Origin of the sequence: Qipengyuania sp. (assembly GCF_965277845.1) — a bacterium.
Taxonomy (GTDB): domain Bacteria; phylum Pseudomonadota; class Alphaproteobacteria; order Sphingomonadales; family Sphingomonadaceae; genus Qipengyuania.
This window is the reverse complement of sequence record NZ_OZ255844.1, coordinates 1,059,464-1,079,163: the sequence shown is the minus strand read 5'-3', so window position 1 is coordinate 1,079,163 and position 19,700 is coordinate 1,059,464. Positions and strand designations below refer to the sequence as shown.

Here is a 19,700-nt window from a genome sequence, read left to right as displayed (position 1 = left end):
CCATGACAGCAAGCGGTCGCCGGGGCGCGCTCAAATACATGGGCGCGATCGCAGTATTGCCAGCCTTGGCCCTTGCGGGACCTGTCGGGGCGACCGGGCGGATCGTCATCCCGGCGCGACAATTTATCCTGCGGCGCGAGCTCGAACGCGGACTGGCGGGCGGCGCCAGCCTGATCGTCACACGCGAGTGGAAAGGGCAATTCGAGGCCGGTCCGAGCGGTACGCGGGTTACCGGCGAGCAGATCGCCTCGACGGTTGCCGCACCCGATCATCTCGAACCTATCGCCGCAATCGAACGCGAGCGGCGCGATGCGGGCCCCTTCCCGGCCTTGCTCGATAGCGCCGGTCGCTTGATCGGCCGCCGGACACAGCAGGCGGAAGGCAAGGCAGCCGCAGTCCGAACGGCAATTGCGATACTCGAACAAGCGGGCAAGTCCGCAAAGGATCTGCGGCAGGCAAAGCAGTTTCTTTCGCGGCTCTCCGAGACGGCGGGGGCGTTCATCAGCGCCGTTCCAGCGGACCTGTTCTTTCCGGTCGTGGGTGAAGCGCATGACGTCCGGACGCTGGAGTTACCGGGCGGGATGGTTGGCGAGGTATCGGTCTGGCTCGCCTCCCGGTCGGGAGCCGGCGGATTGCTCGATCTGTTCGAACGCCGGATCACGACGCGGATCGGCGAAGATAGCCGGCTTTCACGCGAAACCTGGCGCCTGAGGCTTGCCTGAAAGGGGTGGGGTTGCATTTTACCCCATTCGAAATGCGCGGAAATGCTTGACTGGCGAGCATTTCGACGCCATTTGCCGCGCGCTTCGCGGGTCCGCTTGCACGGATTCGCCGATTGGCGCCGACGCTCCGCAAGGGCACGGCACAAACACTAGGAACGGAAACCAGCCATGAAGGCTCTTACGAAGACCACCCGGTCGATCAAGCCGGCCGAGGTCGAAAAGAAGTGGCACCTCATCGACGCCGAAGGTCTCGTCGTCGGTCGTCTCGCCGCCATCATCGCCAACCACCTGCGCGGCAAGCACAAGCCGAGCTACACCCCGCACGTCGATTGCGGCGACCATGTCGTCGTCATCAACGCCGACAAGGTGAAGTTCACCGGCAAGAAGCTGAACGACAAGGTGTATTACAAGCACACCGGCCACCCGGGCGGCATCAAGGAAACCACTCCGGCCAAGGTGCTCGAAGGCAAGTTCCCCGAGCGCGTCCTGGAAAAGGCCGTCGAGCGTATGATCCCGCGCGGCCCGCTCGGCCGTGCGCAGATGCGCGCCCTCCACGTATTCGCCGGCACCGAGCACCCCTATGACGGCCAGAAGCCCGAGAAGCTCGACGTTGCCTCGATGAACCGCAAGAACAAGGTTGTCGCGTAATGGCTCCCGAATCGCCGAACGAAACCAAGAACGAAACCGTCTCGGATCTCGCCGATCTGAAGGACATCGCCGGTGACGCGCCTCAGGGCGATGCTGCCGATATCGCAGCCACCGCCGAAGTGCCCCTGCGCGAGCAGGAGCTGGACAAGGAAGGCCGCGCCTACGCTACCGGTCGCCGCAAGGACGCCACCGCTCGCGTCTGGCTCAAGCCGGGCAGCGGCAAGGTCACCGTCAACGGCAAGGACCAGGAAGTCTATTTCGCGCGTCCGACGCTGCGCCTGATCATCGACCAGCCCTTCACGATTACCGATCGCCAGGGCCAGTACGACGTCGTCGCCACGGTCCGCGGCGGCGGTCTTTCGGGCCAGGCGGGTGCGGTCAAGCACGGTATCTCGCAGGCTCTCGCCAAGTACGAGCCGACCCTGCGCAGCACGGTCAAGGCCGCAGGCTTCCTGACCCGCGACAGCCGCGTGGTCGAGCGTAAGAAGTACGGCCGCGCCAAGGCACGCCGCAGCTTCCAGTTCTCGAAGCGCTAAGGCCTTACCCGATCATCCGATCACCAAGGGGGCGGTTCCGCGAGGAGCCGCCCTTTCTGTTTGCGGCGTCTTAGCGCTGCAGTAGCATGATGCCCCAGGCCAACGCCGTGCCCGCAAAGAACAGCGGCCACGACCACCAGAAATCGACTTGGTAGATTTCGGCGCGAAAGATCGCGAGCTGGCCACCCGCCGATCCTTGAGAGCCGATCGTCAGCGCCACCACTAATGTAAGAATAGCGCCCAAGGGCGCCGCTTTGACAAGTTCCACCGCATCGCCCCCTGTCAGCAACGTGTCGAACCAGAAGGTAGCGACAGCAAGTTTCCGAACCCGTGCCGAGCGGACTTAGCCGATCTGGTTAATGGACCGGGGGATCGACGCGGGGCACTTGCCGGACCGGAGCGACCGGCTCGCCCTCGCTGCGGGGCGGCAGCGCGTTTTCCGGAACGTCGTCGATCTGCATGTCCGGTGTGTCGACATGCTGGAGGTTGCGCACATCCACAGTCAATCTCGTGCCGTCCCATTCGATCTCGTTGAAGCTCGGCGGCGTGGAGCGAGTGCGCTGGGATAGGGTCCCGGCGCCGATCATCCGAACCGGTCCTTCTTCCGTCTCCTCCATAATGTCGAACGCGTCATGGACATGGCCGGAAAGGACAGCTTCGACATTGCGCTTGGCCAATTCCCGCAACGCCTTCCCACCATGTTTCGTCAATGCGGTTCCCTGGGTCCCGACTTCGCGCAAGGGGTGATGCACTGCGACCAGCGCGCGTGTATCCCTGGGCAATGCATCGAGGGCCGCCAGGCAGCGCTCGAGCGCGCGACTGCTGACCCAGCCCTTCGACCAATTGAGCCTGGGCTGCATCCGGACCGCGGTTTTGAGCGGCACGATCGCCAGTGCGCCGAGATCGAGTTCCCTCTCTACCTTCTCCTGCATACCGCGAAACCGCTTGTAGGGCGCGAAAAACCGCTCGATCGGATTGAAATAGGGCATGTCGTGATTGCCGACTTCAACCGTGACCGGCGCATCCAGCGAATTGATCCATTCGGTTGCCGCCGCGAATTCGCGGTGCCGCGCGCGCATGGTCAGGTCGCCGGTAATCGCCACTGCATCGGGACGCTTTTCGACGATTTGCTGTTTCACCCAATCGAGCGCGCGATTGTTCTCGAGCCCGAAGTGGATGTCGGAGAGGTGGAAAATCCGGCGAAGTTCAGAAGCCATGGGCAGTCGCTAGCAGGTCGACGGGGCATTCAGCTACCGTGAATTCGGCGCGCGATCCGAGCTGGGCCGGCTCACCATCGATCAGCACCGGCAATCGCTCGCCCGCGCAGTTTTCGATGACCAATCGGTCGAGCAGGCCAAGCCGCTCGTGCGGGCCCTCGCGAAACCTGCGCCGCAGGACCGCCCAGCTTTGCTGCAGGAATTCTCCCGCGCTCTCGAGACGGAAGCCATCCGCCTGCATCCCACGATGGCTGGGAGTCAGCTCGATGAGGGGGTAGCCTTCCTCGTGGCCGATGGATGGATCGATCATTCGCACGCGCGAGCCACTGGTTGTCTCGGCCAATGCCTCTCCCGCTCCCCTGGCCAGGCCCGCGACGTCGAAATCGCGCATCGCCTCACGCACCTCGGCCCAAGCGGTGCCGGGTCCGACCAGCAGACCGGCATGGGCGCGGCCCGCCTCGCAGCATGCCATCATCGGGCGGACGGGTCGGAACGCGCCCCGGGCAACGCGGTCGAGAATCTCCTCGCATCCTGTATCGGAGCCGTGGAGCCGTGCACTCAAGAGGTTCATCGTTCCGCCAGGCAGGACGAGCAATTGACCTTCCCACCCCGACACCGCCTCGATTACCGCATTGAGGCTGCCGTCACCGGTAAAAATGACCAAGCGAGCGACGTCCCCTTCCTGCAGGCGGGCGGAGGTGGGCAGCTCTTCAGCTGGAAATTCGAACGTCCGTTCGGGCGAGAGCTCGCGCGCGGCGAGCGAGCGCAAGAGCGAGTCGCGCGCCGCATCGCTGTTCCCGCCGCTGCGCGAATTGACGACCAGCCATGAGCGTAGCGAACCCATGCCAACCAAGCGTCGCTGGACCGTTGCGGTTCCCGCAGTCAGATCCGGCGGTTGAGCAAGAGCCAGGCAGTGACGCCATTGATCACGCTGTAGAAACCGTAGCCCCAAACGGCAGCCCTCCAGCCGCTGCCCGCCAGAAGCATGGCAGCAAGCAGGACGAAGAACTCGAACATGAGCGAAAACCGGCCGCCGCGCGCGCGAAAGGACGCGGGAAGCGTATCGAGCAAGGGATGGTTCGACTCGATGACCGCCTTATGGACCGCGAAATTGGCAATCCCGAGTACGAAGATGATTCCGATGAGCATGGGACGAGTGTTGTAAGCTCGACGTTCGCCGATTGCCAAATGCCATTGGTCGCCGGTTTGGTGCTGCCGGTCCAATCTTCCCGCATTCGGTCGAACCGCGCGTGCGATTACAGGTGTAGCCATGTAATACAGTTTGTGCGGCGGGCATCTCCCCCCTCACAGATCGGGCCCGCCGCAGACCCGGAGAAGACATTATGAAGACGACCCTCGTTACCCTCGCCGCCGCTGCCGGTCTCGCGCTGTCGGCCACCGCAGCCCAGGCCGGTTCGGTCAGTGTTACCTATGATGACCTCAATCTCGATACCGAAGCCGGCCAGAAGGTTCTCGATCAACGGATCGAAGCCGCCGCCCGTGCTGCATGCGGCCTCGACGAGCAGCGCACCGGCACCCGGCTGCAGAGCAATGCCGCGCGTACTTGCTTCAAGGAAGCCAAGGCCAATGCCAGCGCACAGATCGCGGCCCGCATCAAGAGTGACGGCTTGGGCGGCTGATACCCCCAGCCCGCCCACTCACGGACCCCGGCCGGATGCAGTCCCCCGGTCGGGGTCTTCTTTTGTGCTTGGCGGATTTTCCTTTTGGGGCAGGAATTTAACGGCGGTCAGCGCCCCGCCATCGCCTTTACCTTGGGCAGATAGGTGCGGCCGATCCGCAGGGCTTCGCCATCGTCCAATTCGACCGACCACACGCCGAGGCCATCGTGGCGCAAGCCGGTAATGCGGTCCTTGCGCAGGATGGTCGAGCGGTGGATGCGGATGAATTTGGCCGGGTCGAGCCGCTTTTCGAGCCCTGCGATCGTCTGCAACAGCAGATAGGTTCTCGCCGTTTCGCCTTCGCCGACATGTAGCCGGACATAGTCGCGCTCCGCATCGATTCGGCCGACTTCCGAGGTCGCGATGCGAATCAGCTCGGACCGATGTGGGATCCATAATTCCTCCAGCCACGCGCTGTCGGACCGTTCGCTGTCGCTGCGACGCGCGAATGCGCGCGATACGGCTCGCTCGAGCCGCTCGGGCTTGACCGGTTTGAGGACGTAGTCGACCGCATCGAGATCGAAGGCTTCGACCGCATAATTATCGTGCGCGGTCACGAACACGACGGCGGGCCGCGGCGATTTCTTGGCCAGCGCCTTGGCGACCGACATGCCGTCCACTTCGGGCATGGTCATGTCGAGCAGCATCAGGTCGGGCTGGAGCGCATCGACCAGGCGCAGGGCCTGTGCCCCGTCGCTGGCCGTCCCGACGACCTGCAGTTCCCCGATCTTCGAACAGATGACCTGCATCCGCTCTACCGCGAGCGGTTCATCGTCGACGATCAGCGTCTTGAGCTTTTCGCCCTCTTCTTCGTCAGCCATGTTTCACCATCGGAATACGCAATTCGGTCTCATAGCCGGTGAGCGAGGGGCCGGAAACGATCGTCGCGGCATTGCCAAAACGCGCCTCTAGCCGGTCACGCACATTGGCGAGACCGATACCGAAGCCGTGCTTGCCCGACGTGCCGGGGCCGTCATCGCTGACAGTCAGGACCAGCCGGCCATACTCCTCACGCGCCGAGATCGTGACCGTAACCGGCTTGCTGGAAGCCGACACACCGTATTTGACCGAATTCTCGACCAGCGGCTGCAGGATCATGCCGGGCACCTTGTACCCTGCCAGTTCCGATGGAAGGTCGACCTTGACCTTGAGCCGCTCGGGGAAGCGCACCGATTCGATCTCGAGGTAATGCTCCTGCAAGTCGATTTCGTCCTCGAGGCTGACATCGCCCGTCGGATCGTCGGCGAGGCTATGGCGGTAGAAGCGCGAAATAGTCTGGATCATCTGCTCGGCGCGTTCGCTCTTCCCGGTCATGACGAGGGCGGACAGCGAATTGAGCGTGTTGAACAGGAAGTGCGGATTGACCTGATAACGCAGCGAGCGCAGCTCGGCCGCCTTGGCAGCGGTGCGGAACCGCTCGCCGCGCCGCTCCGCCGCGCGCGCCTGCGCGCCGGCCAAAAGGGCAAGAAACAAGGCCGCCCACGCGAGCAGCAGGAAATAACGCCCGATCGCGAGGTCGAAGGTCATCCGCCACTGGTCGAGCGGGGTGGGCGCCGGGGCGATGACCACGCTTTGCGGAGCTGCTTCCCCGGCTTCTTCGACTTCCTCGTCGAGCTGCTTGCGCGGCAGGTCGATCAGCAAATTGCCCGCATCGTCGCGACGCAGGGCAATACCGCGTTCCTTGCCCATCTGCTGCTCGACCTTGGCCTCTATGGAATCGAAAATCCAGCGATTGGCCTGCGCAATCATGATGGCTCCGGGCATCGCGGCAATGAGCGCAACCGCGATCTTGATTCCCAAGGAGCGGTTTTCGACCGCGCGCAGCAAGAGCCACAGGAGGCCGGTCACGCCGACTCCGATGACGCACACCAGTGCGCGACGCCACAGCAACTCGTCCTGGAATTCAAGGCCGACGATCACGCCGCGCAGCGTGATCAGCAGGAAATAGCACAGCCAGACGCCCACCATAGAGGCAAGGACAATCTTGCCGGGAAGGCGCTCGTTTTCGCGATTCATCGGGCGTTCATCAATCGACACGGTTTGCGATGTGCCCATTCGCGCGCGCAAATGCCAGCGCCGCGGTCGAACAGGCTGTGCGGTTGGTCGAGAGCCTTGCTATTCGGCGAGCTCCAGATCCCCTTCGGCGATTCGGCGGCGCCACTCGGCGGGCGCAAGCGTGTGGACGTTGTTGCCGGCGGCATCGACTGCAACGGTCACCGGCATATCCTCTACCTCGAATTCGTAGATCGCTTCCATGCCCAGGTCCTCGAAGGCCACGACTTCGGCGCCCTTGATCGCGCGGCTGACGAGATAGGCGGCACCGCCCGTCGCCATCAGATAGGCGACCTTGAACTTGCTGATCACCTCGACCGCATTGTGCCCGCGCTCCGCCTTGCCGATCATGGCGAGCAGGCCGAGATCGAGCATCATCTCGGTGAACTTGTCCATCCGCGTGGCAGTGGTCGGGCCTGCCGGTCCGACGACTTCGCCCATCACCGGGTCGACAGGGCCGACATAATAGATCGCGCGGCCCTTGAAATCGACCGGCAGCTCCTCGCCCGCCTCGAGCATGTCCTTGATGCGCTTGTGCGCCGCGTCGCGGCCGGTGAGCATCTTGCCCGAGAGCAGCAGGCGATCGCCATGCTTCCAGCTCGCGACCTCTTCAGGCGTGAGCGAATCGAGATTTACACGTTTGGCGGCCGCGTCGGGTTTCCAGGTGACCTGCGGGTATTCGTCGAGCTTCGGCGGCTCAAGATAGGCCGGGCCCGAGCCGTCGAGCGTAAAATGCGCGTGGCGGGTGGCGGCGCAATTGGGGATCATCGCCACCGGCTTGCCCGCCGCATGGCAGGGGGCGTCGAGGATCTTCACATCGAGCACGGTCGACAAACCGCCCAGTCCCTGCGCGCCCACGCCCATCGCGTTGACCGCATCGAAGATGTCGATGCGGAGCTGCTCGATATCGTTCTGTGCCCCACGTTCCTTCAACTGGCCCATGTCGATCGGGTCCATCAGGCTCAGCTTGGCGAGCTTCATGCAGTGTTCGGCCGTGCCGCCGATACCGATGCCCAGCATACCCGGGGGGCACCAGCCCGCGCCCATCGACGGGATCTGTTCGAGTACCCAGTCGACGATATTGTCGGAGGGGTTCATCATCTTGAACTTCGACTTGTTCTCGCTGCCTCCACCCTTGGCGGCGACATCCACGTCCACACGATTGCCCGGTACCATTTCGACCGACAGGACCGACGGCGTATTGTCCCGCGTATTGCGGCGGGTGAAGGCGGGGTCTGCCAGGATCGAGGCGCGCAGCTTGTTGTCGGGATGGTTGTAGGCACGCCGCACGCCCTCATCGACGACCTCCTGCAAGGACCGCCCGCTATCGAGGCGACAGTTCATTCCCCATCGGACGAAAACATTGACGATGCCGGTGTCCTGGCAGATCGGTCGGTGACCCTCGGCGCACATGCGGCTGTTGGTCAGGATTTGCGCGATGGCATCCTTCGCCGCCGGGCCCTTCTCCGCCTCGTGAGCCTCGCCCAGCGCGCGGATGTAATCCATTGGATGGTAGTACGAAATATACTGGAGTGCGTCGGCGACGCTCTCGATAAGGTCGTTTTCGCTGATGACGGTCATGTCGCTCATCGCCGCAAATTCCCATGTTGCAGATTTGCGCTCCCCGATAGGCGCGTTTGCCGCCATCGGTCAAAGCGCTTGGCCACGACGGGCCATACGCCTAAGGCAACCGGAGCTTGCATAAGCGTGTTATTGATGTAATACAGCTCGCGGAACGACCATGACCCTGACGACCACCCGCCCCGACTATGCCGCCGCCCGCAAGGCGATGATCGACAGCCAGCTGCGCACCAGCGGCGTGAACGATGCTTTCGTGATCGAACGCATGAGCAGCGTCGCGCGCGAAGATTTCGTCCCCGAAAGCGCCAAGGCTACGGCCTATATGGACCGCGCCATCCGGCTCGAGGACGGCGGCTTCCTGGCCGCCCCGCTGTTTCATGGGGCCATGCTGGCCGAGGCCCGCCCCAAGCCGGACGATCGCGTACTCGTGGTCGATGCGGGAAGTGGCTATCTGCCCGCTCTGGTGGAGCCGCTGGTCGACAAGCTCGAAACGGTCGCGCCCGACAAGGCAGCGAACGGCGGCAAGCGCGGCGACTACACGCTCGTCCTGGTCGACGGGGCGATCGAACATGTCCCGCCCCAGCTCGCCAAACTGGTTGCCGACGACGGACGGATCGTGACCGGCATGGTCGAGCGCGGCGTGACGCGGCTTGCCACCGGTCGAAAATCGGGCAAGGCCCTGGCGCTCCTGCCGCTCGCCGAAATGGGCATCCCGCGGCTTGGCGCATTTGACCGGCCGCAAAGCTGGAGTTTCTGAATGCCTCGCGGAGGGTTTGCCAAATCGCTGGTTCTGGGCACGAGTGCCGGCGCGCTGGCGCTCGCTGCACCTGCCCATGCCGACACGCTGCAGGAAGCGTTGAGCCAGGCCTACCGGAACAACCCCACCTTACTTGCCGCGCGCGCAAACCAGCGCGCAGTCGACGAGAACGTGCCGATCCAGGAAGCTGCGGGCATTCCAAGCGTCGATGGCACCGCGACCTATACCGAATTCATCAAGAACTCGCCCAATAGCTTCACTGCGCCCGACCGCACCTTCAGAATCGGTCCGAGTCTCACCGTGCCGGTCTATGCGGGCGGCGCCATTCGCAACGCAGTCAAGGCCGCCAAGGAGCGCGTTTCCGCCGGTCAGGCCGATTTGCGCGCGATCGAGAGTTCGATTTTCAACCAGGTCGTTGCCGCCTACATGGACGTGCTCCGTAGCGAGGCGCTGGTTGCCCTATCGGCCAATCAGGTAGAGGTTCTCACGGTCAACTTGCAGGCGACGAGCGATCGTTTCGAAATCGGCGACCTCACGCGCACGGACGTCGCGCAGTCTCAGTCGCGCCTCGCGCTGGCGCAGGGCGATTTGCGCAACGCGCAAGCCACGCTCATCAATGCTCGCGAAACCTACATCCGTCTCGTGGGCGAGGCGCCGACCGACCTGCAGGCCCCGCCGGCGCTGCCCAATCTGCCGGAGAACGTGGAGATTGCCGTCGATGTCGCTCTGGAGAACAATCCCGATCTGATCGCCGAAAAGGAACGCGCCGATGCCGCGGGCTTCGATAGCGAAGTCGCCGGGTCGGGCCGCCTTCCGACGGTCGCGCTGTTCGCCAACGCCGCCTATACCGACTATTTCAATACGCTGGCCGGCGGGGCGGGAGGTATCGCGCAGGAAGAGACGACCGCCAATGCCGGCGTGCAGGTCAGCATTCCGATCTTCCAGGGCGGCCTCCCGGCCGCCCGGCAGCGGCAGGCACAGGCGCGCGAGACCGCAGCGCTGGAGCAGGTCATCGCGACCGAGCGCGAGGTTATCGCGCAGGTGCGGGCCGCGTGGTCCAGCTGGCAGGCCTCGCTTGCGGTCATCGAAAGCAGCCAGATCGCGGTCGAAGCCGCGGAACTCAGTCTCGAAGGTGTGCGGGCCGAGAATTCGATCGGCAGCCGCCAGATCCTCGACGTACTCAATGCCGAGCAGGAATTGTTGAGTTCGCGCGTCCAATTGGTGACGGCTAGGCGCAATGCCTACGTCGCCGGGTTCACGCTGCTTGCCGCCATGGGCCGTGCGGAAGCACGCGATCTTGGTTTCGTCGGCGAGGGACTACTCTATGATCCGGCGCTCAATTACGAACGCGTGCGCGAGCGGATCTGGGATTGGGACCGCGATCCCGAACCCACCGCGACAGCCACGAGCACGGTCGATGTGCCCGCGCCCGACGCCAGCGTTCCGGCAGAGGATGAAACCGAAACCGTTTCGGGCTATTGAGCCGATGTACCGAATCGGGGCACGCCGATTCGCCAACAGGGGCTAGACTGACGATGCAGCAACCGGGTGAACCCTCGGTCGAAGAAATTCTCGATTCGATCAAGAAAGTGATCGCGCGCGACAATCGCGAAAGTGCCACCCTCGATCGTCGGCGCCGTACCGCACACGCGCCGAACGAAAATTCGGCCGAACCCGCCGACGCCGACGAGGCGGAGCAGGTGCTCGAACTGGCCGAGGAAATCGCCCTCGATGACACCGAGATCGGCGATCCGCGCGAGACCGAAAGCGAAGCCGATGCCTTGACACGCGGCGATACGCGGGAAGCCATGCGCCAGAATCTCGCCGCACTCGCCATGCTCGCCAAACCGGGCAAGCAGCCGCAGATTGTGCGTTCGGGCGAAACGTCGCTCGAAGGCCTGGTCCGCGAAATGCTGCGCCCGATGCTGGCGCAATGGCTCGACGAAAACCTTCCCGGCATGGTCGAAGAACTGGTCAAGGCCGAGATCTCGCGGATTGCCGGAAAGCGTAGCTGATACCGATCCGGACCTGTTGGCTGCCACATCCAAATCCTTGCGCAAGGCCGAGCGAGCGCTGGCCAAGACCGGCGCCGCGAGCGCGGAACGGCAGATTTTCCTGTGCGCCCTTTCGGAAAAGCAGAAGTGCTGCCGCCGCGAAGACGGGAAGGAAGCCTGGAATTATTTGAAGCGGCGATTAAAGGAGCTCGGGCTCGCGGGGCGCGAGGGGACAGTGCAGCGCACAAAGGCCGATTGCCTGCAGATTTGCGAAGCGGGGCCGATCGCCGTCGTGTGGCCCGACAACGTCTGGTACCATTCCTGCACACCCGAGGTTCTCGAGGCGATCATCCAGCGCCACCTCGTCGGGGGCGTGCCGGTGGAGGAATTCCGGCTCAGGCCGTTTGACTAGTCTTCCTTGCGAAAGGGGTCCTCGATCGACTCGTCGTGCCCGCTGCCCGAAGACAGGAACACGAGCCCCATCAGCGCGCTGGTCAGCAGCATTGTGAAACCGATCCCCAGCGCGGCGGCGATGTAGAAGTGGATCGACACTTCCTCGTCGCCGAACTTGTAGAGCAGGGCGAGGGCAATGGTCACGATGGCGACAGTCAAGAGGAACATGAAACGCATGATCCGCCGGTAGCGCGCCCAGGCGAAAGCTGCGTTCTGGGGGTCGTCGAGAGGCGATTTACGGGTCATGCGGGGTGCACATGGCGGGTGTGCCTGCGAGATTCAACGCCGGCGGAGAAACCGATTCGCTTTTTTGCGTAGGTGGTGGCATTCTGGGCGCTCGCAGTTGGAGGATAGGGCGCATGGAAATTGGCAGGTTGATCGAAGGGCGAGCGAGTTCGGACATCATCTCCTGTTCAATCGACATGCCGGTCCGTGATGCGGTGGCGATGCTTGCCTCGAAGCGCATCGGTGCGCTGCCGGTGATCGATAACGGCAAGGTCGCTGGAATTTTTTCCGAACGCGATGTGATCTATCGCCTCGCGGAAGAGGGCGAAGCCTGTCTCTCGCGTCCGCTGGGAGAAGTGATGACCGCCCCACCCATTACGGTCGAGCGCGACACGCTGGTTCTCAACGCCCTGGGCCTCATGACGAGACGGCGAATTCGCCACCTTCCGGTGGTCGACGGCGAAACCATGTGCGGCTTCATTTCGATAGGCGACCTGGTCAAGGCCCGGCTCGACGAGATCGAACACGAGGCCGAAGCGCTGCGCGAGTATATCCAGACGGCTTGAGACGACCGGTCCGGCGCACTACATCAGGCAAATGACCACCGCTCCGACACTCACCGATGCCGCCGCCGCGCGTATTTCCGCCATCGCTTCGAAGCAGGCGAAACCCGCTATCCTGCGCCTGTCGGTGGAAGGCGGCGGGTGTTCGGGTTTCCAGTACAGGTTCGGCCTAGCAGACGAACCCGAAGCGGACGACCTGGTCAGCGAACGCGATGGAGTGAAACTGGTGGTCGATTCGGTAAGCCTCGACCTCGTTGCAGGAAGCACGGTGGATTTCGTCGAGTCGCTCGGCGGAGCGGCGTTTCGCGTCGAGAATCCGCAAGCCGCGGCCGGTTGCGGCTGCGGGTCGAGTTTCGGGATTTAGATTAGACCCGCGTGAGCGTTTCGGGCATCAGGCCCGGCATGCGTATCGCCAGCTTCAATATCAACGGCATCAAGGCGCGCCTACCGCGCCTCAAGGAATGGCTCGAGGAAACGCGCCCCGCCGTCGCCTGCCTGCAGGAAATCAAGACGATGGACGAAGGTTTCCCAGCCGAAGAATTCGAGAGCATCGGCTATCAGGCTATCTGGCACGGGCAGAAGAGCTTTAATGGCGTGGCCATCCTTGCCGATGGTGAAAAGCCCAACGAAATCCAGCGCGGGTTGGGTATCGATGGACCGAAGGACGGCGAGGGCGAGCAGGCCCGCTATCTCGAGGCCGAGGTGAGGGGTGTGCGCATTTGCAACCTCTACCTGCCCAACGGAAATCCGCATCCCGGGCCGAAGTTCGACTACAAGCTCGCCTGGATGAAGAAGCTGCGCGAACGCATGCACACGATCTGGAACGAGCAGGTTCCAGCTGTGGTGCTCGGCGATTTCAACGTGATTCCCGAGGACAAGGATGTCTGGTCTGTCCGCGCAATGGCCTCGGATGCGTTGATGCAGCCTGGATCGCGCGATGCCTATGCGCGGTTGCTGACCGATGGCTGGACCGATGCGATCGATACGCTCAATCCGCGCGGCGGCGTATGGACCTATTGGGATTATCAGGCCGGTGCGTGGCAGCGCGATCACGGTTTCCGCATCGACCATCTGCTCTTGTCGCCCGAACTCGCCGACCGGATGGGCGCAGCGGGCGTCGACAAGGAGTATCGCGGCCGCGAGAAAGCCAGCGATCACGCACCCGTGTGGGTCGAACTGCGCGACTGACGGCGCGAAGCATGAGGGCCGCCACTTGCGTGACGGCCCCCACGTTCGAATTCCGGATTGCTACCTCAGCGGTAGAAGACGTGCGTGTCGATGGTGGCGACTGCGACCTTGCGACGGCTCCAGCCGGGACGCACGTAGTTCGCGTGGAAATAGACCGCATCGCTGGCGCTGCTGTCCCACAGGCCGCGATGGGCGATGCGGGCGATCGCCTGCGCACGCTTCCAGGCCTTTGAGCCTGTGCGAATGCGCGGCATACGGCCATTCTTCACGAACGAAAACTGCGCGCGCTGGTAAACGACGCCGCAATAGCTCGAGGGCCAGCGGCGATCCTCGGCGCGGTTCATGACCACCTGTGCCACGGCAAGCTGGCCGTCGAGCGGCTCGCCACGCGATTCGAAATAGACGGCGCCGGCGAGGCAATGCAGCTCTTCCGAGAGCTGGCCAGTGGCAGGCATGGCAGCGACGAGCTCGCGCAGGCTGTCTGCCTGCGGTGCATCGGCGGCGAGAATCTCGGATTGATTCTCCACATCGTCGGAAAGCTCCTGCACCACTTCCTTCTCGACGAAGACGGGCACCACTTCTTCCGTGAGCGGAGCCTCGGGAGCACTGATTTCGGCTGCTTCAGCCGCAACCTGGGCGTTGGCGCCGGAACCTTCCGCTCCGGCAAACGTGGTAAGGGCGATCGCCGCGACAACCGCGGTGAAACCGGTAAACTTGCGAACCATTATTTGCTGACAACTAAGCGGTTGGCGGTCTGTCGCAGGCTGGGACCCTTGGCGCGTTGATTGCGTCCTTGTGAGCGGATCCGTTAGCGGGCCTGCCGGCCACCCCCCGTCTGCGTGCTAGCGTACCGACCCCATTGCCGTCCTACGCCGCCTGCGCATCGAAGTTGGCGGCCAAATAGTCGCAAATGAAATCAAGTCAAGTTAATGTGTCGCCGCTGCGACGAAACGTTCCGCATTTTCGACGTCCAGTTCGACCACCCAGCAATCCGGGTCCGAATTGCGTCGCTTCGCCACATAATCATCGAAATCTATTTTGTTTTCATCATCTTGGTCACGGGTGCAAACGAATGCACGCGACCCGTCGAGCTGCGGCATTCGCTCCCAGAGGCGGGTATTTCTGCCACTATGCGTGGTTAATATCAGGATGACCCCGGCGTCCCTTTCGCCCTTCTGAAGCACCATGCCGAAGCCCCCCGCAGCTTCGACCGCGCGGATAAAGCCGGAAACCTCGACATGGGCGGGTAGGCGAGCGACCACGCGAATCAGGGATTTGCGCGATAGCCGGGCAGGCTCGACAAAGGGATGTGCGAGCGCATGAACGTGCCCGTGCCGCGACCGATCTCATCCCCCTCACCATCGACCAGTCGCGATTCGGCAACGAACACGCGCTTGCGCCCGCTCACCCAGCGGCCCTCGGCCACCACCTCGCCGACCCGCACGGGTTTGGTGAAATGAAGATTGAACGAGGTCGTCAGGAGAAAGCGGTCGGTTACGAAAGTGTTGGCGGCATAGAACCCGGCGTCGTCGAGCATCTTGAAGTAGATCGTGCCGTGCGCCGCGCCTGCCGCGTGGTAGACCTCTTCGGTCACGTCGAACGTGATACGCGCAGCGCCTTCGCCCGTGATTTCAAGCTTAGAGGAAAACAGCGCGTTGACCGGCGCCGATGCATAGAGGCTCTCGAGCGCCCGATAATGGCGCTCCGCCCCGCTGATTGCGGCACCGCTCATCGCTGCCTGGTCTCCTCAGCCCGGTTCGACCCAGCCGATCGACCCGTCATGGCGGCGATAGACCATATTATGGTCTCCGCTGCCCGCATTCTTGAACAACAGGCCGTTGGTATTCTGCAAATCGAGCAGCATGACCGCATCGGCCACGCTGCATTCGGGAATCATCGCCTTGGTCTCGGCAATCACCGGCGGGCTGTCCGAGGCGAGTTCCTCGTCATTGTCGGGCTCCGGCGCCGCCAGGATGGTGTAGGCTGCCTCTTCCTCGCGCACCGCATGCGCCGCCTGCTGGTGGCGATCCTGAATGCGCCGCTTGTAACGGCGCAACTGCTTTTCGATCTTCCCGGCAGCGGCATCGAAGGCCTGATGCACATCATGCGCCTCGGCATGACCTTTGAGGATCAGCCCCTGCATCACATGCGTTACGATATCCGACGTGAAGGAGCCTCCCGGCCCCTTGCCGAAGGTGACATGCGAAGAGATCGCGCGATTAAAGTACTTCTCGACGATGGAGTTCAAACGATCGCCGACATGCTCCTGCAGGGCTGCACCGGTGTCGATCTGGTGGCCGGAAACACGAATATCCATCTTCTCGTCTTCTCCTTTACCGTCCCCCCGACGATTCCAAAGCACCGGCGCCGCGGTCGGTTTCCGATAGTCCACACCCTAACTCCATAGCGGGTTCTCGATCCCGGCCATGAATTCCCTGTGCCGGGCCAGTTCTGCCTCGCTCGGACGATGCGCTCGCGGTTCGCGGCGAGGACCGACTGGCGGCTTGCGCACGGCGGATGTCTGGATTGCCGGCACGGTCTCCGTGGCGCTTGCTTCCGCCGCGAGTTCAAGCCCGATCTGGCGTCCGCCTCTGAGTTCGACATAGACCTGCGCGAGCAGCTCGGCGTCGAGCAGTGCGCCGTGTTTCACGCGGTGGCTGCGATCGATGCCGTAGCGCGAGCAGAGTGCATCGAGCGAGAGCTTCGCCCCCGGATGTCGCTTGCGCGCCAGTGCCACCGTGTCGACCATTCGGCTGGTGCAGACCGGCTCCTGGTCGATGAGCGTCAGTTCGGCATTGAGAAAGCCGAAATCGAAGCCCGCATTATGCGCGACCAGCGGCGAATCGCCCATGAAGGCAAGCAGCTCCGCCGCAAGGTCGCGGAACAGCGGCTTGTCCGAGAGAAACGCCGCGGAAAGCCCGTGTACGGCCTCGGCGCCTGCGGGCATATCGCGCTCGGGATTGAAATAGGCGTGGTAGCTCTCGCCCGTCGGCACGAGATTGACCATCTCTATGCAACCGATCTCGACCATCCGGTCCCCCGTCTTGGGATCGAGGCCGGTGGTTTCGGTGTCGAATACGATTTCGCGCATCGAGTCTCCTATCGGCCTCGCGCACGCAGATTACAAGGGGGTTACAACGCCTGTCGGGCGGCGCTCTCGGCGCGCAGCTCGGCGACGAGCGCGATGACCGCATCCTCGCTCTGTTCAAGCGTCGTTCCGGTATCGATCACATGATCGGCGCGGGCACGCTTCTGTGCGTCGGGTGTCTGTAACTCGAGAATATGCGCAAACTTCTCCTCGGTCATGCCTGGGCGGGCCAATACGCGCTCTCTCTGCGTTTCGGCCGGGGCGGAAACGACCACCACCCGATCGACAGATCCGGCACCTCCCTTTTCGAACAGCAATGGAATGTCGAAGACCACCACCGGTGCCCCGGCGTGTTCGATCAGGAACGCCTCGCGCTTGGCCGCGACGGCCGGGTGGACAATCGCCTCGAGGCGGGCAAGTTCTTCCGGGTCACCGAAAACCAGTGCCCCCAGCTTTTCGCGCGAAACCCCGCCTTCATCGGTACTGCCGGGAAAGGCCGCTTCGATCGCGGGCACAAGTTCGCCATCCGGCCCTTGCATCGCGCGCACTTCGGCGTCGGCATCGAACACCGGCACGCCCGCCGCCTCGAACATCGCCGCAACGGTCGATTTGCCCATGCCGATCGATCCGGTCAGGCCCACGATCAGGGGGCGGCTCATGCCAGAAGCCTTTCGCGCAATTCGCCGTCGTCCCCGCGCGGCGGTTCGACCCCGAAAAAATGGGTAAAGGCTGCGGCGGCCTGGCCAATCAGCATCGCAAGTCCATCAATGGTTTCGAAGCCGGCCGCACGCGCGGACTTCAGGAAGGCGGTGTCGACCGGGTCGGTGACGATATCGTAGGCGATGGAGCCGGGAGGGGCGTGGCTCCAGTGGAAGGTAAGGGGCTGCTGGCCCCGCATTCCGAGCGGCGAGGCGTTGACGACCAGGTCGCAGCAGCCCTCGCGATCGTCGAAGTCGAAATCGGTGGCAGAGGCAAAATGATCGAGCGGAGCCGCATGGTGCTCTCCCACGGGAGCAAGCTCTTCCAGCAGTGCGTGCGCCTTGTCGGGATTGCGCCCAGCCAGAACCAGCGTGAAGCCTTCCTTTACAAGACCGGCCACAATCGCGCGCGCCGCGCCCCCGGTTCCGAGCACGCGGCCCATGCGAAAGTAATGCTGTTCGCGTAGCCGCTCGGCCAGCGGTTCGAGGAACCCGGCGACATCGGTGTTACGCCCGACCAGCTTGCCATCGGGCGCCTTCACCACCGTGTTCACCGCGCCGATGCGTTTTGCGAGCGGCTCCAGCCGGTCGAGCAGCGGTATGATCGCCTGCTTGTGCGGCATGGTGACGTTGCACCCGCACCAGTCGTTATCGCCGCGGCGCGAGGCGAGGTATTCGCCGAGCCCGCCTTCGGGTACAAGGGCCGCGCGATATTCCGCGTCGAGGCCCAGTTTCTCAATCCAGAAGCCGTGGATCACGGGGGATTTGGACTGGCGAATGGGATCGCCGATCACTTCGGCATATTGCGTCACGACGGTAACGCACCTTCCTCGCGTAGCGCGTCGAGAACCTGCAGCAACGGCATTCCGAGTACGGTGAACTGGTCGCCCGCGATGCTCTCGAACAATTGCACGCCCGGACCCTCGATCCGAAACACGCCGACACAATAGGAAACTGCGGGCCATTCGGCATCGAGATAAGCTGCAATGAAATCATCGCTCAACTCGCGCACCCGCAGGCGGGCGAAATCGGAGCCGATCCAGACGATGCGCCCTCCCCGCGCAAGCGCCGCGGCACTGTGCAGGGTCATCACCTTGCCAGAAAATTGACCCAGATGCTCGGCGGCATTCTCGCGGCTGGCGGGTTTGTCGAATCGCTTGCCCTCGACCTCGACCAGCGAGTCCGAACCCAGCGCCAAGGCTTCGGGTCGTGCCTCCGAAACGGCCACTGCCTTGGCCGCGGCAAGTGCCTGTGCGATTTCGGCAGGCACCGCGCCATCCATTTCGGCCTCGAGTGCGCGTTCGTCCACATCCGCACTCTCGGCGGTGAAAGCGATTCCCGCTGCCTCCAGCATCGCCTTGCGCGAGGCGCTGTTCGAAGCAAGCACGATCCCGTTTCCCGAAATCCCGTTCATATCGGCTTGGCTCCCTGGCGCGTCCCGCGCGCTTCGCGCTCGTTGTACAGCCGTATCACGGCGGCAGCCGTTTCTTCGATCGAACGTCGCGTAACGTCGATCACCGCCCAGCCATTGTCGGCGAACATACGCCGGGCAAACTTGACCTCGTCCCTCACCCGATCGTTGTCGACATAATCCGTCTCGCGTTCCTCGTTGAGCGTCAGCAGGCGGTTTCGGCGGATCTGAACCAGGCGCTCGGGTGCCGTCGTTAGGCCGACGACCATCGGATGCTTAAGTTCGAACAGCTTGGGCGGAGGCGGGCTTTCGACCACCAGCGGGATATTGGCGACCTTGTAACCGCGATTGGCAAGGTAGATGCTGGTCGGCGTCTTGGAGCTGCGCGAAACGCCGGCAAGAACGATGTCCGCCTCCTCCCAGTTTTCCCAGCCGATCCCGTCGTCATGCGCGATGGTGAACTGAATCGCCTCGACCCGATTGAAATAGGCTTGATCCATCGCGTGCTGCCGGCCGGGTCGGCCATGCGCTTCCTGCCCGAGAGCCTTTTCAAGCGCCTCGGTCACCCGATCGAGAATCGGCACGGCGGGCAGGCCCAGCTGCGTACAGGCCTCTTCCAACCGGTCGCGGGTTTCCGGATTGACCAGCGTGAACAGGACGAGACCCGGATTGGTCTTGAGCTCGGGCAGGATCCTCTCGAGATGCTGACGGCTGCGCACCATCGGCCAGAAATGGCGCACGACATCGGCATCCTCGAACTGCGCGAGCGCGGCCTTGGCGAGCATTTCGAGCGTTTCGCCGGTGGAATCGGACAGCAGGTGAAGATGGACGCGGTTGGAAATTTCGATGCTCTGCGGCCTGTGGAGAACGCTGGCATAAACCACGGGA

28 protein-coding genes are annotated in these 19,700 nt (G+C 63.4%); 11 read left to right on the top strand and 17 right to left on the bottom strand.

What is annotated here, in order from left to right:
* Positions 1 to 2: 2 nt before the first annotated feature.
* The 3 genes from ACQY4G_RS05335 to rpsI all read left to right on the top strand — a co-directional run bounded on the left by ACQY4G_RS05335 (position 3) and on the right by rpsI (position 1,906).
* Entirely contained in the window at positions 3 to 722 is a 720-nt protein-coding gene (locus ACQY4G_RS05335) for a hypothetical protein (protein ID WP_421989260.1), read from the top strand.
* A 168-nt stretch (positions 723 to 890) separates the two neighbouring features.
* Positions 891 to 1,370 (top strand): 50S ribosomal protein L13, encoded by a 480-nt coding sequence (gene rplM, locus ACQY4G_RS05330; protein WP_421989258.1) that lies wholly within the window; start codon positions 891 to 893, stop codon positions 1,368 to 1,370.
* Positions 1,370 to 1,906, top strand: a complete 537-nt coding sequence (gene rpsI / locus ACQY4G_RS05325; RefSeq protein ID WP_083508234.1) for a 30S ribosomal protein S9 — start codon at positions 1,370 to 1,372, stop codon at positions 1,904 to 1,906. Before rplM ends, rpsI begins: the two co-directional genes overlap by 1 nt.
* A gap of 70 nt (positions 1,907 to 1,976) precedes the next feature.
* On the opposite strand, the gene ACQY4G_RS05320 is transcribed toward rpsI, so the two are convergent.
* From ACQY4G_RS05320 to ACQY4G_RS05305, 4 genes are all read right to left on the bottom strand, one after another.
* Positions 1,977 to 2,174 carry a hypothetical protein gene (locus ACQY4G_RS05320; RefSeq protein WP_421993524.1) on the bottom strand — a complete coding sequence of 66 codons (198 nt, stop codon included), beginning with the start codon at positions 2,172 to 2,174 and terminating at the stop codon, positions 1,977 to 1,979.
* 88 nt (positions 2,175 to 2,262) lie between these two features.
* Positions 2,263 to 3,123 carry a metallophosphoesterase family protein gene (locus tag ACQY4G_RS05315; protein WP_421993522.1) on the bottom strand — a complete coding sequence of 287 codons (861 nt, stop codon included), beginning with the start codon at positions 3,121 to 3,123 and terminating at the stop codon, positions 2,263 to 2,265.
* Positions 3,113 to 3,967 (bottom strand): diacylglycerol/lipid kinase family protein, encoded by an 855-nt coding sequence (locus ACQY4G_RS05310; RefSeq protein ID WP_421993520.1) that lies wholly within the window; start codon positions 3,965 to 3,967, stop codon positions 3,113 to 3,115. The genes ACQY4G_RS05315 and ACQY4G_RS05310 overlap by 11 nt, the downstream gene beginning before the upstream one ends.
* 38 nt (positions 3,968 to 4,005) lie before the next feature.
* Positions 4,006 to 4,272: a hypothetical protein gene (locus ACQY4G_RS05305; protein WP_421993518.1), complete on the bottom strand. Its 267-nt coding sequence runs from the start codon at positions 4,270 to 4,272 to the stop codon at positions 4,006 to 4,008.
* A 194-nt stretch (positions 4,273 to 4,466) separates the two neighbouring features.
* On the opposite strand from ACQY4G_RS05305, the gene ACQY4G_RS05300 reads away from it, so the two are divergent.
* Positions 4,467 to 4,763: a UrcA family protein gene (locus ACQY4G_RS05300; RefSeq protein WP_421993516.1), complete on the top strand. Its 297-nt coding sequence runs from the start codon at positions 4,467 to 4,469 to the stop codon at positions 4,761 to 4,763.
* 107 nt (positions 4,764 to 4,870) lie between these two features.
* Here the strand turns inward: ACQY4G_RS05300 and ACQY4G_RS05295 are convergent, their stop codons facing one another.
* The 3 genes from ACQY4G_RS05295 to ACQY4G_RS05285 are packed head-to-tail and all read right to left on the bottom strand — an operon-like array spanning position 4,871 to position 8,435.
* Complete coding sequence (locus ACQY4G_RS05295) at positions 4,871 to 5,623, bottom strand: LytR/AlgR family response regulator transcription factor (RefSeq protein WP_421993514.1); 753 nt, start codon at positions 5,621 to 5,623, stop codon at positions 4,871 to 4,873.
* On the bottom strand, positions 5,616 to 6,857 hold the full coding sequence (locus tag ACQY4G_RS05290; protein WP_421993512.1) for a sensor histidine kinase: 1,242 nt from the start codon (positions 6,855 to 6,857) through the stop codon (positions 5,616 to 5,618). Before ACQY4G_RS05290 ends, ACQY4G_RS05295 begins: the two co-directional genes overlap by 8 nt.
* A 60-nt stretch (positions 6,858 to 6,917) precedes the next feature.
* Positions 6,918 to 8,435, bottom strand: a complete 1,518-nt coding sequence (locus tag ACQY4G_RS05285; RefSeq protein ID WP_421993572.1) for a fumarate hydratase — start codon at positions 8,433 to 8,435, stop codon at positions 6,918 to 6,920.
* 160 nt (positions 8,436 to 8,595) lie between these two features.
* Between ACQY4G_RS05285 and ACQY4G_RS05280 the strand changes: the two genes are divergently transcribed.
* From ACQY4G_RS05280 to ACQY4G_RS05265, 4 genes are read left to right on the top strand one after another with little or no spacing between them, the layout of a single operon-like run.
* Positions 8,596 to 9,192: a protein-L-isoaspartate O-methyltransferase family protein gene (locus ACQY4G_RS05280; protein ID WP_067692163.1), complete on the top strand. Its 597-nt coding sequence runs from the start codon at positions 8,596 to 8,598 to the stop codon at positions 9,190 to 9,192.
* Positions 9,193 to 10,674, top strand: coding sequence for a TolC family outer membrane protein (locus ACQY4G_RS05275; protein ID WP_421993510.1), 1,482 nt, complete (start codon positions 9,193 to 9,195; stop codon positions 10,672 to 10,674).
* Between the two features lie 53 nt (positions 10,675 to 10,727).
* Positions 10,728 to 11,207: a DUF2497 domain-containing protein gene (locus tag ACQY4G_RS05270; RefSeq protein WP_421993508.1), complete on the top strand. Its 480-nt coding sequence runs from the start codon at positions 10,728 to 10,730 to the stop codon at positions 11,205 to 11,207.
* Positions 11,208 to 11,223: 16 nt separating this feature from the next.
* A complete protein-coding gene (locus ACQY4G_RS05265) occupies positions 11,224 to 11,598 on the top strand; it encodes a (2Fe-2S) ferredoxin domain-containing protein (protein ID WP_421993506.1) in 375 nt (124 codons plus the stop codon).
* Here the strand turns inward: ACQY4G_RS05265 and ACQY4G_RS05260 are convergent.
* Entirely contained in the window at positions 11,595 to 11,885 is a 291-nt protein-coding gene (locus ACQY4G_RS05260) for a hypothetical protein (RefSeq protein ID WP_067692152.1), read from the bottom strand. The genes ACQY4G_RS05265 and ACQY4G_RS05260 overlap by 4 nt on opposite strands.
* Before the next feature lie 113 nt (positions 11,886 to 11,998).
* Between ACQY4G_RS05260 and ACQY4G_RS05255 the strand changes: the two genes are divergently transcribed.
* Genes ACQY4G_RS05255 through xth form a run of 3 tightly spaced genes read left to right on the top strand, consistent with a single transcriptional unit; the run spans position 11,999 to position 13,615 of the window.
* On the top strand, positions 11,999 to 12,430 hold the full coding sequence (locus ACQY4G_RS05255) for a CBS domain-containing protein (RefSeq protein WP_421993504.1): 432 nt from the start codon (positions 11,999 to 12,001) through the stop codon (positions 12,428 to 12,430).
* Positions 12,431 to 12,461: 31 nt separating this feature from the next.
* On the top strand, positions 12,462 to 12,791 hold the full coding sequence (locus tag ACQY4G_RS05250; RefSeq protein ID WP_067692146.1) for a HesB/IscA family protein: 330 nt from the start codon (positions 12,462 to 12,464) through the stop codon (positions 12,789 to 12,791).
* A 38-nt stretch (positions 12,792 to 12,829) separates the two neighbouring features.
* Positions 12,830 to 13,615, top strand: coding sequence for an exodeoxyribonuclease III (gene xth / locus ACQY4G_RS05245; RefSeq protein WP_421993570.1), 786 nt, complete (start codon positions 12,830 to 12,832; stop codon positions 13,613 to 13,615).
* 65 nt (positions 13,616 to 13,680) lie between these two features.
* Here the strand turns inward: xth and ACQY4G_RS05240 are convergent, their stop codons facing one another.
* From ACQY4G_RS05240 to ACQY4G_RS05200, 9 genes are all read right to left on the bottom strand, one after another.
* Positions 13,681 to 14,340 carry a cell wall hydrolase gene (locus tag ACQY4G_RS05240; RefSeq protein ID WP_067692140.1) on the bottom strand — a complete coding sequence of 220 codons (660 nt, stop codon included), beginning with the start codon at positions 14,338 to 14,340 and terminating at the stop codon, positions 13,681 to 13,683.
* 201 nt (positions 14,341 to 14,541) lie between these two features.
* Positions 14,542 to 14,877, bottom strand: coding sequence for a DUF1491 family protein (locus ACQY4G_RS05235; RefSeq protein WP_421993502.1), 336 nt, complete (start codon positions 14,875 to 14,877; stop codon positions 14,542 to 14,544).
* Positions 14,878 to 14,882: 5 nt separating this feature from the next.
* Entirely contained in the window at positions 14,883 to 15,347 is a 465-nt protein-coding gene (locus ACQY4G_RS05230) for a PaaI family thioesterase (RefSeq protein ID WP_421993500.1), read from the bottom strand.
* A gap of 15 nt (positions 15,348 to 15,362) precedes the next feature.
* Positions 15,363 to 15,932, bottom strand: coding sequence for a ribosome hibernation-promoting factor, HPF/YfiA family (gene hpf / locus ACQY4G_RS05225; RefSeq protein ID WP_067692131.1), 570 nt, complete (start codon positions 15,930 to 15,932; stop codon positions 15,363 to 15,365).
* 78 nt (positions 15,933 to 16,010) lie between these two features.
* Positions 16,011 to 16,706 (bottom strand): DNA polymerase III subunit epsilon, encoded by a 696-nt coding sequence (dnaQ, locus tag ACQY4G_RS05220; RefSeq protein ID WP_421993498.1) that lies wholly within the window; start codon positions 16,704 to 16,706, stop codon positions 16,011 to 16,013.
* 41 nt (positions 16,707 to 16,747) lie between these two features.
* The gene (gene coaE / locus ACQY4G_RS05215) at positions 16,748 to 17,362 is read right to left on the bottom strand and encodes a dephospho-CoA kinase (protein ID WP_421993496.1); all 615 of its coding nucleotides are present in this window, start codon (positions 17,360 to 17,362) and stop codon (positions 16,748 to 16,750) included.
* Positions 17,359 to 18,213, bottom strand: a complete 855-nt coding sequence (locus tag ACQY4G_RS05210; RefSeq protein WP_421993494.1) for a shikimate dehydrogenase family protein — start codon at positions 18,211 to 18,213, stop codon at positions 17,359 to 17,361. The genes coaE and ACQY4G_RS05210 overlap by 4 nt, the downstream gene beginning before the upstream one ends.
* Positions 18,210 to 18,815: a Maf family protein gene (locus tag ACQY4G_RS05205; RefSeq protein ID WP_421993492.1), complete on the bottom strand. Its 606-nt coding sequence runs from the start codon at positions 18,813 to 18,815 to the stop codon at positions 18,210 to 18,212. Before ACQY4G_RS05205 ends, ACQY4G_RS05210 begins: the two co-directional genes overlap by 4 nt.
* Positions 18,812 to 19,597 carry a pyruvate, water dikinase regulatory protein gene (locus ACQY4G_RS05200; RefSeq protein WP_291168709.1) on the bottom strand — a complete coding sequence of 262 codons (786 nt, stop codon included), beginning with the start codon at positions 19,595 to 19,597 and terminating at the stop codon, positions 18,812 to 18,814. Before ACQY4G_RS05200 ends, ACQY4G_RS05205 begins: the two co-directional genes overlap by 4 nt.
* Positions 19,598 to 19,700 lie beyond the last annotated feature (103 nt).

Coding starts and splice junctions, on each gene's coding strand:
- ACQY4G_RS05255 (WP_421993504.1), top strand. CDS start 11,999: ATGGAAATTGGCAGGTTGATCGAAGGGCGAGCGAGTTCGGACATCATC.
- ACQY4G_RS05280 (WP_067692163.1), top strand. CDS start 8,596: ATGACCCTGACGACCACCCGCCCCGACTATGCCGCCGCCCGCAAGGCG.
- rpsI (WP_083508234.1), top strand. CDS start 1,370: ATGGCTCCCGAATCGCCGAACGAAACCAAGAACGAAACCGTCTCGGAT.
- ACQY4G_RS05290 (WP_421993512.1), bottom strand. CDS start 6,857: ATGGGCACATCGCAAACCGTGTCGATTGATGAACGCCCGATGAATCGC.
- ACQY4G_RS05310 (WP_421993520.1), bottom strand. CDS start 3,967: ATGGGTTCGCTACGCTCATGGCTGGTCGTCAATTCGCGCAGCGGCGGG.
- ACQY4G_RS05240 (WP_067692140.1), bottom strand. CDS start 14,340: ATGGTTCGCAAGTTTACCGGTTTCACCGCGGTTGTCGCGGCGATCGCC.
- coaE (WP_421993496.1), bottom strand. CDS start 17,362: ATGAGCCGCCCCCTGATCGTGGGCCTGACCGGATCGATCGGCATGGGC.
- ACQY4G_RS05230 (WP_421993500.1), bottom strand. CDS start 15,347: ATGAGCGGTGCCGCAATCAGCGGGGCGGAGCGCCATTATCGGGCGCTC.
- xth (WP_421993570.1), top strand. CDS start 12,830: ATGCGTATCGCCAGCTTCAATATCAACGGCATCAAGGCGCGCCTACCG.
- ACQY4G_RS05275 (WP_421993510.1), top strand. CDS start 9,193: ATGCCTCGCGGAGGGTTTGCCAAATCGCTGGTTCTGGGCACGAGTGCC.
- hpf (WP_067692131.1), bottom strand. CDS start 15,932: ATGGATATTCGTGTTTCCGGCCACCAGATCGACACCGGTGCAGCCCTG.
- ACQY4G_RS05305 (WP_421993518.1), bottom strand. CDS start 4,272: ATGCTCATCGGAATCATCTTCGTACTCGGGATTGCCAATTTCGCGGTC.
- rplM (WP_421989258.1), top strand. CDS start 891: ATGAAGGCTCTTACGAAGACCACCCGGTCGATCAAGCCGGCCGAGGTC.
- ACQY4G_RS05200 (WP_291168709.1), bottom strand. CDS start 19,597: ATGCTCGCCAAGGCCGCGCTCGCGCAGTTCGAGGATGCCGATGTCGTG.
- ACQY4G_RS05335 (WP_421989260.1), top strand. CDS start 3: ATGACAGCAAGCGGTCGCCGGGGCGCGCTCAAATACATGGGCGCGATC.
- dnaQ (WP_421993498.1), bottom strand. CDS start 16,706: ATGCGCGAAATCGTATTCGACACCGAAACCACCGGCCTCGATCCCAAG.
- ACQY4G_RS05205 (WP_421993492.1), bottom strand. CDS start 18,815: ATGAACGGGATTTCGGGAAACGGGATCGTGCTTGCTTCGAACAGCGCC.
- ACQY4G_RS05295 (WP_421993514.1), bottom strand. CDS start 5,623: ATGGCTGACGAAGAAGAGGGCGAAAAGCTCAAGACGCTGATCGTCGAC.
- ACQY4G_RS05300 (WP_421993516.1), top strand. CDS start 4,467: ATGAAGACGACCCTCGTTACCCTCGCCGCCGCTGCCGGTCTCGCGCTG.
- ACQY4G_RS05270 (WP_421993508.1), top strand. CDS start 10,728: ATGCAGCAACCGGGTGAACCCTCGGTCGAAGAAATTCTCGATTCGATC.
- ACQY4G_RS05250 (WP_067692146.1), top strand. CDS start 12,462: ATGACCACCGCTCCGACACTCACCGATGCCGCCGCCGCGCGTATTTCC.
- ACQY4G_RS05315 (WP_421993522.1), bottom strand. CDS start 3,123: ATGGCTTCTGAACTTCGCCGGATTTTCCACCTCTCCGACATCCACTTC.
- ACQY4G_RS05285 (WP_421993572.1), bottom strand. CDS start 8,435: ATGACCGTCATCAGCGAAAACGACCTTATCGAGAGCGTCGCCGACGCA.
- ACQY4G_RS05260 (WP_067692152.1), bottom strand. CDS start 11,885: ATGACCCGTAAATCGCCTCTCGACGACCCCCAGAACGCAGCTTTCGCC.